Here is a 12,320-nt window from a genome sequence, read left to right on the forward strand (position 1 = left end):
GGCGGCGAATCCCGCTAGGCGATCGGCTGCCGCCGCGCGGGGTGCGGTTGCAGCAGCGCGCCCTCAACACGGCAGGTGGCGGCGGCGGTGTCCATTGCAAAACCGAGCAGGCGTGACCAGCCGTCCTCCTGCCCCGGAACCCCGTCATGCACGAGCGCGCTGACCGCTGCCGCCAGCGTCGCGTCGCCTGCCCCCATCGTGTCGATTACCTCGCCCGGCATGTCAGTGATTCCGGATGCGGCGGTGACACCGGTTCCTGTCGTGATCGTCGCGCCGTCGCGGCCGGCCGTGGCGAGAACAGCTCCCGTGCCCGCAGCGATCAGCCGATCACGCAGCTCGGTGAGCGACGAGCCGTAGAGAAGCTGAGCGTCTTCGTCACCCACCTTGGTCAGCAAGCTCCGTGCGGCCAGCGCCTCGAAGTGCTCGACGAAGGCGTCCTTGTCGGCGAGCATGCCCTCACGGGGGTTGGGGTCGATCACCAGCCGAGACTCCGGCGCCCGCACACTCGCTGCGAGTGCCGCAGCCTGCGCGGGGTTGTCGAACGGAAAGCAGCTGACGACGACGAGCGTTGCGGCGTCGATCGCGTGCATGACCTCAGGCGTGAACGCGATTTCGCGGTGTTGGGCTGCCGTGTTGAACGCATAGCGGGGCTCGCCGTCGACCCGCTCGGAGAGCGCGACGGAGGTTCCCAGCGCAGCGGGAGAGGCGATCAGTGCGACGTCGTGGCCACGGAGGTAGTCCCGCACACGGGTACCGCCGGCATCCGCCCCCAGCGTGGCGATGAGGGTGGTCCCGACGCCGAGCGTGCGGAGGCCGACGGCGACGTTGAGCCCCGCCCCTCCGACGAATTCTCGGTGTTGGGTGCCGTCGACGATTCGGTCGATCAGGGCGTCGCCGATCACGACGACGTGCGCTGCGGTGGTGGAGTCGACGCTCATGACGGGGTGATCTCTCCGGATCCGCGAATGATGAGTTGGGTCGGCACCGCGTAGCTGCGTGCCGGCGATGCGTCGCCGTCGAGGCGGGCGAAGATCCGCTCTGCGGCCAACTCGCCGATCCGCTGCGGGTTCTGGGCGACGACGGTGATGCCGGGCTCGAGGAGGTCAGCGAGAGGAATGTCGTCGAAGCCGACGATCGCCACGCGATGCTGCGCGCCGCGCTCCCGTAGGGCGCGCACGGCGCCGATCGTCACGAGGTTCTGGCTGCTGAACACGGCAGACGGTGGATTCTCCGAATCCAGCAGCGCGAGCAGCGCGGCGCGTGCCGTCTCCTCATCATGCAAGCCATCGATCGCGGGGATGTCCGAGGTGGCAACGCCCGCGCGGCCCAGCTCCTCGAGGAATCCGCGGCGGCGCTCCTTGGCGCTCTGAATGTCGACCCGGTCGCCCAGGTAGGCGATGCGGCGATGCCCGTGCTCAAGCAGGTGCCGCGTCGCGACCGCCGCGCCGGCCGCACCGTCACTCGCCACAACATCGGCTTCGACGCCCGCAGGCTCGCGGTCGACGAAGACGACGGGGGTGCCGCGGCGCAGCTCCGGGAGCAGGTAGGCCTGGCTGCGCGAAACGGTGGTGAGAATCAGACCGTCGACCCGCCGCCGAAGAAAGGCATCAACCATCGACTCCTCGCGTTCTGGGTCGTCGTCGAGGCTGGAGGCGAAGACGGCGATGCCCCTGGCGAGTGCCGCCTCTTCGACGGCGCGGTGCAGCGCGCCAGAGAACGGGTTCGCGACACTACCGACCAGCAGGCCGAGCGTCTTGGTGCGCCCATCGGCCCTGCGCAGGTTCCCGGCGTGCAGATCGGGCTGGTAGTTGAGGCTTGCCGCGGCCTTCATGACGCGCTCGATCGTGGCCTCTGAGACGTTGGGCTCGCCGTTGATCACCCGCGAGACCGTCTTGATTCCGACGCCGGCCAGGGCGGCGACGTGCTTCATTGTTGGCCGAGTCCGCGCATCGCCAGGCTCAGGAAGAATTTTTGACAACGATGTCACGATTGTTTCTCCAATGTGCTGAATGGACTTGACTCTAACAGCATTAATGGCTTAGAACTACGTATGACATCGTTGTCATGGAGCACAGCTCCATTCAAACCAAGGAGAGATTCACCGATGAATCGCACAGCAAACAATCGATTCGCCAAGCGCCTTCTCGTGGCCGGGTCGATCACGGCAATTTCAGCACTCGCGTTCACTGCCTGTTCCTCAGGCACGTCGGATGCCGGCGCTGGAGCCGGATCAGACTCGGACGCCGTAGGCGTCTCCCTCATCGTCAAGACCACCGCCAACCCCTTCTTCGTCGCGATGCAGGACGGCGCGAAGGCCGCGGCCGAGTCTGCTGGAGTCGAACTCACGCTCGCCGCCGGCAAGAGCGATGGAGACGAGGACACGCAGATTCAGGCGATCGAGAATGCGATCTCCAAGGGTGACGCCGGCATCTTGATCACTCCGAACGGCCCTGGTGTCGAAGATGCCCTCGTCAAGGCACGCGACGCCGGACTCTACGTGATCGCGCTCGACACGCCACCGTCCAACCCCGACTCCGTCGACATCACCTACGCCACCGACAACTTCCTCGCCGGCCAGTACATCGGTCAGTGGACTGCCGCCAAGCTCGGTGGCGAGAAGGCGACCATCGCCATGATCGACCTCTTCGATGACAAGATCGTCTCCGTCGACGTGGACCGCGACCAAGGCTTCCTCGACGGCATGGGAATCGACCTTGCCGATCCCGCGAAGAACGGTGATGAGGCCGAGAGCGGAAGCTATAGCGGCGGCGAGTACGAGATCGTCGGCAACGCGGCCTCGCAGGGCGCTGAAGACGGGGGTCGTTCGGCCGCCGAGAACCTGATCAGCAAGAACCCGGACATCAACGTCGTCTACACGATCAACGAGCCTGCTGCCTACGGCGCCTCTCAGGCGCTCAAGGCCGCGGGGATCACCGATGCACTCATCGTGTCGATTGATGGCGGTTGCGCCGGCGTCGGCCAGGTCGAAGAGGGCATCATCAACGCCACCAGCCAGCAGTACCCGGTGAAGATGGCCGAGCTCGGTGTGCAGGCGATTGTCGACCTCGTCGCCGACGGCACCAAGCCGGAGGTCACAGAAGGCCTCGACTTCTACAACACGGGTGTCGCCCTCGTCACAGACGACCCGCAGACCGGCGTCGACTCGATCGACTCCGCAGAAGCACTGACCATCTGCTGGGGCTAGGCCGCCCCTCACCACAGCAGCGGGTCGGGGCGCCGCGCCCCGACCCGCTTGCCCCACTACCACCGCACGAGACCATCGGAGTTTTCACGTGAGTCAACAGACAAGCTCGGTAGCACCAGACACCGCAGCTCTTGACCTGGCCGAGGAGTTCCTCGACCGCACCACGCCCCTCAGCCGCATCCGCAACGCGCTGCACCGCTATCCGGCAATCAGCCCGGCCATCGTTCTCGTGCTCGCCGTGATCGTCTTCGGCCTGCTCAACGAGCGCTTCCTGAATCCGGCCAACCTCTCGCTGATCACCCAGCAGGTCGCGGTTGTCGGCACGCTGGCCATCGCTCAGACCCTCATCATCTTGACCGCCGGAATCGACCTCTCCGTCGGAGCGGTGATGGTGCTGAGCTCCATGGTCATCGCTCAGAGCACCGTGCAGGCAGGGCTGCCGGCCATCCTCGGCCTCGCAGCCGGTCTGCTCGTCGGCCTCGCAGCCGGAGCACTCAACGGATTCTTGGTGACCAAGTTCCGCCTCCCACCGTTCATCGTCACCCTCGGTACGCTCAACATCTTCGTCGCGCTCACGCTGCTCTACTCCTCGGGTGCCACCATCCGCGGCGCCGAGATGCCCGCACTGCTCACCTGGACGGGCGAGACCTTCCAGGTCGGGGGCGTGAACTTCACCGTCGGTGTCGTGCTCATGCTCGCGGTCTACCTCGTCGTCGCCTTCGTGCTCGGCCGCACCGCCTGGGGGCGCCACGTCTATGCAGTCGGTGACGACAAAGAGGCCGCGCGTCTCGCCGGCATCAGCGTGAACCGCGTGTTGATGAGCGTGTACCTGGCCGCCGGCGCGATCCTCGCGATCGGCGCCTGGATCCAGATCGGTCGCAGCAATGCGGCATCCCCGAATGCCGGCCTCGACCTCAACCTCGACTCCATCACCGCCGTCGTGATCGGAGGAACCAGCCTCTTCGGTGGCCGAGGCACCGTCTGGGGAACCCTGCTCGGCGCCCTCATCGTCGGCGTCTTCCGCAATGGCCTCTCTCTGGCCGGGCTTGATGTGCTCTGGCAGACCTTCGCGGTCGGCGTGCTCATCGTCGTCGCGGTTTCGGTCGACCAGTGGATTCGAAAGGTACGCAAATGACACTCAGCGCTCCCACCCAGTCGGCATCGAATGCCGCGGCGGCAGAGACTCGCACGCCCATCCTCCAGGCCAAGCGCCTGGTCAAGACCTTCGGTCGCGTAGTCGGCCTCGACGGTGTGAGCCTGGAGCTCTATCGCGGCGAGGTGCTCGCCATCATCGGCGACAACGGTGCGGGAAAGTCGACTCTCATCAAGTGCCTGACCGGTGCCGAGATCCCCGACGAGGGTGAGCTCTACCTCGAAGGCCAGCGCGTCAACTTCAAGCGCCCGCAAGACGCTCGCGGAGCCGGGATCGAGACTGTCTACCAGAACCTCGCCGTCTCACCGGCGCTCGACGTCGCCGCGAATCTGTACCTCGGGCGCGAGATTCGGAAGGCCGGCGTTCTCGGCTCCCTGTTCCGGATCGTCGACACCAAGGGCATGCGGCAGAAGGCGCGCGCCGAGCTCAGCGAGCTCGGAATCACCACGCTGCAAGACGTGACCGTTCCGGTCGAGAACCTTTCCGGCGGCCAGCGGCAAGCCGTCGCCGTCGCCCGCGCAGCCGCCTTCGGCTCCAAGGTGGTCGTGCTCGATGAGCCGACGGCCGCGCTCGGTGTGCGTGAGTCAAACCAGGTGCTCGAGCTGGTGAAGAGGCTGCGCGATCGAGGTATTCCCGTCATCCTCATCAGCCACAACATGCCCAACGTGTTCGAGGTCGCCGACCGCATCCACATCCAACGCCTCGGCAAGCGTGCCGCCACGATCACCCCGCAGTCACATTCGATGACGGATGCCGTCGCCATCATGACCGGGGCCCAGCGCGCGTGAACACGGCAACATCGACCGGAGCGGTCGCACTCTACGCAGAGTTCGCGGCCGCCCCGGGGCGCGGCAAAGAGGTCGAGAAGCTGATCGCCGACTTCGCCGAGCAGGTCCGCGCCGAACCGGGCAACCTCGTATTCGACGTGTACTGCCGGGCCGATGAGCCCGAACGGTTCTTCGTCTACGAGATCTACCGTGACCAAGCGGCATTCGACGCACACATCGCGGCGGAGCGCGGCGCGACATTCAACTCCGCCCTGAAGGAGCTCACGGTGGGCGATGGTTCGACGCTCACCTTCTTGCGCTCGGTGGCCGCGCTGCCGTGAGTCGGACGAGGCACCCCGTTGATATTGCGCAGGAACGGGAGTTGACTTGAGCCCTCCCATCGCGCAGAGAGGCGGAACACTCATGGATACCAACGTTCTCGTGTGGATCATCGTCGGCGTGATTGTGCTACTCATCGTTGTCGGGGTCGCCGTGTACTTCTCGCGGCAGCGGCGCGAAGCACAGGCGGCGAGCGATCGCCAGAAGGCACAAGAGGTCCGAGTCCAAGCGCAGGATGACGCCTTGGCGGCCCGGCAGCACGAGGCAGACGCGAAGCGCGCCGAAGCCGAGGCCGAGCAGGCCCGGATCGACGCAGAGCGCATACAACGGGAGGCCGACGCGCGCCAGGCAGATGCTGCCGACCTCCGTTCGAAGTCAGAGGAACAGCTTCGCCGGGCAGACGACATCGATCCGGATGTCGATGCCTCGCGCGGCGATGAGGCGGCGACGGGGCGTCAGCGCCCCGATACCACTCTCTGAGCTCGCCGCGGCGTGCCCGCCGCGCTAGGCGCGCCCGCGGTTGCGGCGGCGAACCTCCTGAGGGGCGCGACCGCCGAGGAAGGACTTGTCCGAGTCCACGAGGAAGCCTTGTCGCAGGGCCTCACGGCCGATGAGCATCCGGAACCCCATCTGATCGCGGTTGCTCAGGGTGGTCTCGGCGGTGACGGTGCGGCCGAACAGCTGCACATCGATGAGCACGACGATGCGTTCTTCGCTGTGCCCGGAGGAGCTGCGCACGGAACGCCGGTCGTGCACGGGGCATTCCACCGTGATCGCACCGTTGTCGGTGTGCTGCCACGGTCGAACCTGGAACCGCACGTGCGGGGCGCCGTCCGCACTCGAGAACTCCTCGATGCCGAATGCGTGCAGCGCAGAGCTGCGGGCGCCGGTGTCGAGTTTCGCTTTGATCCACGGAATGCCGATGCTGGGAAGGCCAACCCACTCACGCCAGCCGGCGACAGTGCTTGAATAGGTAGGTTCTCTCACTCCTTTATCTTGGCAGGGTCATCGATGAAACTGGCTATTCTTTCGCGCGCGCCTCAGGCATATTCGACGCAGCGGTTGCGCGCAGCCGCACTCCAGCGGGGCCACCGGGTAAAAGTTCTGAACACTCTGCGATTCGCGATCGATCTGTCGGGCGCCGAACCCGACCTGCAGTATCGGGGCAAGCTGCTCTCCGACTACGACGCGATCCTGCCGCGCATCGGTAACTCGATCACCTACTTCGGCACCGCCGTGGTGCGCCAGTTCGAGCAGATGGACGTGTACACGCCCAACACGGCAACGGGCATCACAAACTCGCGCGACAAGTTGCGCGCCACTCAGATCCTCTCGCGCCACGACATCGCCATGCCGGCGACGGCCTTCGTTCACGCCCGCGCCGACGTGCGCATGGCGATCGAACGCGTCGGCGGCGCCCCCGTCGTCATCAAGCTCCTCGAAGGAACCCAGGGCATCGGCGTCATCCTCGCCCCCGAGGTGAAGATCGCCGAAGCCATCATCGAAACGCTGCACTCCACCAAGCAGAACGTGCTGATCCAGAGTTTCGTCTCGGAGAGCAAAGGCCGCGACATCCGAGCCCTCGTTGTGGGCGACCGCGTCGTTGCCGCGATGCGGCGCGTCGCCACCGGTGACGAGTTCCGTTCGAACGTGCACCGCGGCGGCAGCGTTGAGGCGGTCGAGTTGACGCCCGAGTACACGCGCGCAGCGGTGCGCGCCGCCCAGATCATGGGGTTGCGGGTTGCCGGCGTCGACATGCTCGAGGGCAACGACGGCCCGCTCGTGATGGAGGTCAACTCCTCGCCGGGGCTCGAGGGCATCGAGCGGGCGACCGGCCTCGATGTGGCCGGTGCGATCATCGACTACATCGCCGGCCAGGTGGCGTTCCCCGAGATCGACGTGCGCCAGCGGCTCAGTGTGTCGACGGGTTACGGCGTCGCCGAGATCGTCGTGCACAGCGATGCAGACCTGGTGGGCAAGCGCCTCGCGGATTCCATGTTGAGCGACCTCGACGTCACGGTCCTCACCGTGCACCGAGGCACCGCGGTCATCCCGAACCCCAAGCGCGACGTCGTGCTCGAGGCCAACGACCGGTTGCTCTGCTTCGGCAAGCTCGAGGACATGCGCTCGATGATTCCCGAGCGCCGTCGGCGCCGGGCTCGGGTGCGCAAGCTCCCGAAGGAGCCGATCCCCGAGGGGTGATCGGCGGCCGCCACTACGCTGAGCGGATGCATGATGACGTGTTCTTGGAATCGGTGACCGCCGCACTCTCGACCATTCCCGGAGTGCGGGGTGTCGCGCTCGGCGGATCTCAGGCGCGCGGCGTCCAACGGCCGGACAGCGACTGGGATCTGGCGGTCTACTACCGCGACGCGCTGGACGTCGAGCAGATTCGTGCACTCGGCTGGCCGGGGGAGCTGACCGAGCTCGGAGGGTGGGGGAGCCTGTTCAACGGCGGCGGCAAGGTCACGGTCGACGGGAGGGATGTCGACATCCACTACCGCGACCTCACGGAGATCGAGCGCATCCATGAGGATGCCGAGCAGGGGCGCTTCTACATCGACGGGCTGCTCTTCCACCAGGCAGGGATCCCCAGCTACATCCTCCTTGCGGAGCTCGGCATCAACCGCCCGTTGTGGGGCGAGGTTCCGCGGTGGGGGTACCCGGACGCGCTGCGGACGAGCGCAAGCGCGGAATGGTGGGCGACGGCGGACATGACACTGGTCTACGCGGACGGGCACGCCCGCCGTGGACGAGTCGCGCAGTGCGCGGGGCTCATGAGCGAGGCGGCCTGCCGCGCCGGCCACGCCATTCTCGCCGCACGCGGCGAGTGGGTGACGAACGAGAAGGGGCTGCTCGCGCAGGCCGGTGTCGACGGCGTCGACGAGCTGGTGCTCGGGTTGAGCGCCGATCCGGATGCACTTGTGGACACCGTGCGCGCAACGCGCGAGTTGCTGAGCCGCGCTGCGCGAGAAGCCGGCGTCGCAGTCGGGGCGTGACCTTCACCCCATCCGGGTGAGGTCGGTCACGGCGACGCGGGGCTAGGGTCTGGGCAAAGCAGTCCGCGCAACGAAAGACAGGTGCAGAGATGTGTCGATGGCTGGCCTACTCGGGCGAAGCGCTCCAAGCATCCACGGTCATTTTGGATGCCCAGCATTCGCTGGTCGCACAGTCGCTGAATTCGCCGCTCGGCAACGAGACGGTCAACGGCGACGGATTCGGGTTCGGCTGGTACCCGGAGAACAATGAGCCAGGGTCCCAACCGGCGTTCTTCCATAGCATCGAGCCGGCGTGGAACGACCAGAACCTGCGGGAGCTGACCCGCAGCGTGCGGAGCCCGCTGTTCTTCAGCCACGTCCGCGCGGCCGCCGGTCCGCCGATTCAGCAGACCAACTGTCATCCATTCCGTCACGAGAACTGGATGTTCATGCACAACGGCTTCCTCTCGGACTTCGGCAAGATGAAGCGCGATCTGACGTACGCCGTCGATCCGTCGCTCTACCCGCACATCCTGGGCACGACGGACTCCGAGGTGTTGTTCAATCTCGCCCTGACGCTCGGGCTGAAGGATGACCCCATCGCGGCGATGGCGTCGGCGATCCGCACGGTCGAGTCCGTCGGGCACGAACACGGGATCGACTACCCGATGCAGGGCACGGTCGCCGTCACGAACGGTGCAACGATCTGGGGATTCCGCTACTCCTCGCAACGGCGCAGCCGCACGTTGTTTCACTCCACCGACATCGACACCCTGCGGGAGATGTACCCCGATGCCGAACGACTGAAGCTGTTCGGGTCCAACGCCCGCGTCATCGTGTCCGAACCGCTCAACAACCTGCCCGGTGCCTTCAACGAGATACCCGAATCGACGGCACTGATCGTGGATTCATCCGGCTATCACCAGGAGCCGTTCCTCGCGGAGGGCGCGTGAAGGCTGAGCGCGTCCAGAGATGAGGCGAAGTGGGGGGTCGGGTGCATGACGTCTCGCACTGGAGGGCGCGCACAGGCGGCCGTCCTCATGGCGGTCACCATCGCCTTCGCTGGCGGAGTCGGCCCGGTAGGGGCCGTCTGGGCCGCCGTCGCATCCACCACGGCGAGCGGCATCTCAGGGCCGCAGGCGCCCACCCCTGTGTCGACAACGCCCGCTCCGCCGACCCCAACGTCAAGTCCTGACCCGTCGACTGACGAGCCCGAACCTCCGGAGCCCACCGAGACGGCGGTGCCCCCGACGCCCGAGCCCACCGTCACCGACGAGGTGGTTCCCCCCAGCGAGGAGCCCACTCCCGAGCCCGCTCCGGTGGACGATTCGGATGACACGGAGCTCGCCCCGATCGAACCGGCGTACGCGAACCCGGATGTCGATCCGGCGTCGTGGATAATTGCCATCGCCGTGCTGCTGGCCGGCACAGCGGTCCTGTTCATGATCCACCGCAGGGTGCCTCGCCGCCCTCCGGTCGACGTGGAGCTACCGCACGTCTCACCCGAGGTTCATGCCGAACCGGCCGTCGTGTTGGGCGCCTTGGAATCGAGCGGCGAGGCGATGATCGATGCCGGCTACTCGGTGGTGAGTGTGACGGAGGCGCTCTCGGACATTGCCGCCGTGAACGGCTACCCGACCGCAGAAGTCGTTGTCTTCCCGACCGCACTGTTCATTTCGGCGAGCGCGGACGGACAACTTCGAACCGGAGTGGTCTCCAGCGGTCACAGCGCACTGCTGCTCCACCAGGTGGAAGAGCTCAATGACACGATCGAGTCGGCCCAGAGCGGAGCGCTGCCCGCTGCCGCCGTTCCGTCGCGCGTCGCGGCGATTCGGCGCCTGCCGCGTCCGTACAGCACGGCACAACGCGTCATCGCCTACATGTTCCTCTCCGGGGGAATCTCGATGCTGCTCGGCGCGTCCTGGGCCGGCGTGCTCGTCTCGGCGGTACTCGGCGTGATCGTGGGGGCGCTCCTCCTGGCCGGTGCGCGAGCAGCCCGGCAGTATCAGGCGCTGATCACCGTCGGCGCGTCGTTCCTGGTGGGCGTGTCCGTCTTCCTGCTGATTCGCACCGAGATCGAACCCGGCGTCCTCCCGGCCCTGATCGCACCGCTGATCATCCTCCTGCCCGGTGCGTTGCTGACGACAGGCGTCGTGGAGCTGTCGACCGGGCAAATGATGGCGGGGGCCGGCCGTCTCGCGGCCGGGTCGATGCAGCTGATCCTCCTCGCCGTGGGGATCGTTGCGGCTGCAGGCGTTGTCGGGGTTCCCGCACGCGACCTCACGCCGGCGCAGGAACCACTCGGAGCGCTGGGGCCTTGGCTCGGTGTGGCAGCGTTCGGGGTGGGAATCGTCGTCTATCAATGTGCCCGCCCCGCGTCCCTGGGCTGGATCCTGCTGGTGCTGTACGTCGCATACGGAGCCCAGGTGCTGGCCGACGTGTTCCTCGGCGGTGTGCTGTCGGCCTTCGTCGGAGCGTTGGCCATGACCCCGGTGGCGGTGCTCGTCGCCCGGCAGCGATCCGGCCCACCGGCGATCGTAAGCTTTCTGCCGGCATTCTGGTTGCTGGTTCCTGGAGCGTTGGGACTCGTCGGCGTTGCCAGCGTTCTCGGAGGGGACAGCGGCGGCGTCAGCTCCCTCGTGACGACGGTGTCGACGATGGTCGCCATCGCTCTGGGCGTGCTCGCCGGCACCGCCATCACCGGCCGACTGCGGAGCGGGCCCGGTGCCATCTGATGACGCTACTCGACGACCTGTAGGGCCTGATCGGTGTTGTTGAAGCGCGTGCCGCCGGAGGCGGTGACGCTGACGATGTCTTCGATGCGCACGCCGAAACGTCCCTTCAGGTAGATTCCGGGTTCGATCGAGAAGCACATCCCTGGCTGGAGGAGTTGTTCCTCTCCCTCGACCATGTACGGCGGTTCGTGGGTCGTCACGCCGATTCCATGACCGGTGCGGTGAATGAACCGCTCGCCGTACCCGGCCTCCGCAATCACCGCCCTGGCGACCCGATCAATCTCCTGGCACGGCACCCCCGGCCGGACAGCCTCGAATGCCGCCTGTTGTGCCCGCCGGACGATCTCGTGGACCTCACGCAGCTCACGCGAGGGCTCTCCGACGCTGACCGTACGTGTGGTGTCTGACCCGTATCCGTGCATGAGACCGCCGAAGTCCAGCACGACCGCGTCTCCCCGCTCGATCACGCGATCGCCCGCCTCGTGGTGCGGATTGGCCCCATTGGGGCCGGACCCCACGACCGTGAAGTCGACCTGCTCGTGCCCACACTCGCGCAGCAGCCTAGCCAGGTCCGCCGCGACATCCGTCTCGCGCCGACCGGCGAACCGCACCTTCAGGATCTCCTCGAACGTCGCATCTGCGGCGGCACCTGCCAGGGAGAGGCGGCCGAGCTCGTTGTCGTCCTTGAGCGCCCGCATCATCGGAAGGCGCTGGCTCAGCGCGCCGAAACGGGTGTCGGGCAGTGCGCTTTGGAGGCCGAGCAGGTGCATCGCCCAGGCCGAGTCGGAGATCCCGAATCGCCCGTCCGGCTGCAGCAGCCGACTCGCCGCCTCATACGGGTCGGTGCCGTCGACCCAGTCGGTCATCCCGATCGCGGAGGCGCCGTCGGCCGCCTCGGCATCCGGCCGCTCCAAGATGGGCACCAGGAGCGTCGGGCGCATGTTCGGGGCGACGAACAGCATCGTCAGCCGCTCGGTCACGGCGGTCGGCCGGTAGCCGGTGAGCCACACCAGGTCCGGCCCGGGAGTCACGATGACGCCATCGAGTCCCGCATCGACGGCCTGATCGACGAGCCGGGCCATTCTGGCCGCGTAGTCCTCACTCGTGAACGGGACGGGTACAGCCTGCATTCCTGCCTTCACG

At 66.8% G+C, this 12,320-nt stretch carries 13 protein-coding genes; 9 read left to right on the top strand and 4 right to left on the bottom strand.

Annotated elements, in window-relative coordinates:
* Window positions 1-14: 14 nt before the first annotated feature.
* Window positions 15-938 (bottom strand): PfkB family carbohydrate kinase, encoded by a 924-nt coding sequence (locus ASC66_RS11830; protein WP_055839581.1) that lies wholly within the window; start codon window positions 936-938, stop codon window positions 15-17.
* Entirely contained in the window at window positions 935-1,930 is a 996-nt protein-coding gene (locus ASC66_RS11835; protein WP_055839584.1) for a LacI family DNA-binding transcriptional regulator, read from the bottom strand. Before ASC66_RS11835 ends, ASC66_RS11830 begins: the two co-directional genes overlap by 4 nt.
* Before the next feature lie 174 nt (window positions 1,931-2,104).
* Here ASC66_RS11835 and ASC66_RS11840 point away from each other — a divergent pair, with 174 nt between their 5' ends.
* The 5 genes from ASC66_RS11840 to ASC66_RS11860 all read left to right on the top strand — a co-directional run bounded on the left by ASC66_RS11840 (window position 2,105) and on the right by ASC66_RS11860 (window position 5,944).
* Window positions 2,105-3,205: a substrate-binding domain-containing protein gene (locus ASC66_RS11840; RefSeq protein ID WP_055839586.1), complete on the top strand. Its 1,101-nt coding sequence runs from the start codon at window positions 2,105-2,107 to the stop codon at window positions 3,203-3,205.
* Between the two features lie 88 nt (window positions 3,206-3,293).
* Window positions 3,294-4,340, top strand: a complete 1,047-nt coding sequence (locus ASC66_RS11845) for an ABC transporter permease (RefSeq protein ID WP_055839589.1) — start codon at window positions 3,294-3,296, stop codon at window positions 4,338-4,340.
* The gene (locus ASC66_RS11850) at window positions 4,337-5,146 is read left to right on the top strand and encodes an ATP-binding cassette domain-containing protein (RefSeq protein ID WP_055839592.1); all 810 of its coding nucleotides are present in this window, start codon (window positions 4,337-4,339) and stop codon (window positions 5,144-5,146) included. Before ASC66_RS11845 ends, ASC66_RS11850 begins: the two co-directional genes overlap by 4 nt.
* Window positions 5,143-5,466 (top strand): putative quinol monooxygenase, encoded by a 324-nt coding sequence (locus tag ASC66_RS11855; RefSeq protein WP_055839595.1) that lies wholly within the window; start codon window positions 5,143-5,145, stop codon window positions 5,464-5,466. The genes ASC66_RS11850 and ASC66_RS11855 overlap by 4 nt, the downstream gene beginning before the upstream one ends.
* A gap of 100 nt (window positions 5,467-5,566) precedes the next feature.
* Window positions 5,567-5,944: a hypothetical protein gene (locus ASC66_RS11860; protein WP_162243507.1), complete on the top strand. Its 378-nt coding sequence runs from the start codon at window positions 5,567-5,569 to the stop codon at window positions 5,942-5,944.
* Window positions 5,945-5,968: 24 nt separating this feature from the next.
* Here ASC66_RS11860 and ASC66_RS11865 read toward each other — a convergent pair whose 3' ends face one another.
* Complete coding sequence (locus ASC66_RS11865; protein ID WP_055839600.1) at window positions 5,969-6,451, bottom strand: ATP-dependent zinc protease family protein; 483 nt, start codon at window positions 6,449-6,451, stop codon at window positions 5,969-5,971.
* Window positions 6,452-6,475: 24 nt separating this feature from the next.
* Between ASC66_RS11865 and rimK the strand changes: the two genes are divergently transcribed.
* From rimK to ASC66_RS11885, 4 genes are all read left to right on the top strand, one after another.
* On the top strand, window positions 6,476-7,666 hold the full coding sequence (gene rimK / locus ASC66_RS11870) for a 30S ribosomal protein S6--L-glutamate ligase (RefSeq protein WP_055839603.1): 1,191 nt from the start codon (window positions 6,476-6,478) through the stop codon (window positions 7,664-7,666).
* A 26-nt stretch (window positions 7,667-7,692) separates the two neighbouring features.
* A complete protein-coding gene (locus ASC66_RS11875) occupies window positions 7,693-8,463 on the top strand; it encodes a nucleotidyltransferase domain-containing protein (protein ID WP_055840392.1) in 771 nt (256 codons plus the stop codon).
* An 89-nt stretch (window positions 8,464-8,552) separates the two neighbouring features.
* Window positions 8,553-9,395: a class II glutamine amidotransferase gene (locus tag ASC66_RS11880; protein ID WP_055839606.1), complete on the top strand. Its 843-nt coding sequence runs from the start codon at window positions 8,553-8,555 to the stop codon at window positions 9,393-9,395.
* Window positions 9,396-9,440: 45 nt separating this feature from the next.
* On the top strand, window positions 9,441-11,177 hold the full coding sequence (locus ASC66_RS11885) for a threonine/serine exporter family protein (RefSeq protein ID WP_082492285.1): 1,737 nt from the start codon (window positions 9,441-9,443) through the stop codon (window positions 11,175-11,177).
* 5 nt (window positions 11,178-11,182) lie between these two features.
* Here ASC66_RS11885 and ASC66_RS11890 read toward each other — a convergent pair whose 3' ends face one another.
* On the bottom strand, window positions 11,183-12,307 hold the full coding sequence (locus ASC66_RS11890; RefSeq protein WP_055839612.1) for an aminopeptidase P family protein: 1,125 nt from the start codon (window positions 12,305-12,307) through the stop codon (window positions 11,183-11,185).
* Window positions 12,308-12,320: the final 13 nt, after the last annotated feature.

Origin of the sequence: Leifsonia sp. Root4, assembly GCF_001425085.1 — a bacterium.
Classification (GTDB): domain Bacteria; phylum Actinomycetota; class Actinomycetes; order Actinomycetales; family Microbacteriaceae; genus Microterricola.

Coding starts and splice junctions, on each gene's coding strand:
- ASC66_RS11875 (WP_055840392.1), top strand. CDS start 7,693: ATGCATGATGACGTGTTCTTGGAATCGGTGACCGCCGCACTCTCGACC.
- rimK (WP_055839603.1), top strand. CDS start 6,476: ATGAAACTGGCTATTCTTTCGCGCGCGCCTCAGGCATATTCGACGCAG.
- ASC66_RS11835 (WP_055839584.1), bottom strand. CDS start 1,930: ATGAAGCACGTCGCCGCCCTGGCCGGCGTCGGAATCAAGACGGTCTCG.
- ASC66_RS11890 (WP_055839612.1), bottom strand. CDS start 12,307: ATGCAGGCTGTACCCGTCCCGTTCACGAGTGAGGACTACGCGGCCAGA.
- ASC66_RS11880 (WP_055839606.1), top strand. CDS start 8,553: ATGTGTCGATGGCTGGCCTACTCGGGCGAAGCGCTCCAAGCATCCACG.
- ASC66_RS11840 (WP_055839586.1), top strand. CDS start 2,105: ATGAATCGCACAGCAAACAATCGATTCGCCAAGCGCCTTCTCGTGGCC.
- ASC66_RS11885 (WP_082492285.1), top strand. CDS start 9,441: ATGACGTCTCGCACTGGAGGGCGCGCACAGGCGGCCGTCCTCATGGCG.
- ASC66_RS11850 (WP_055839592.1), top strand. CDS start 4,337: ATGACACTCAGCGCTCCCACCCAGTCGGCATCGAATGCCGCGGCGGCA.
- ASC66_RS11830 (WP_055839581.1), bottom strand. CDS start 938: ATGAGCGTCGACTCCACCACCGCAGCGCACGTCGTCGTGATCGGCGAC.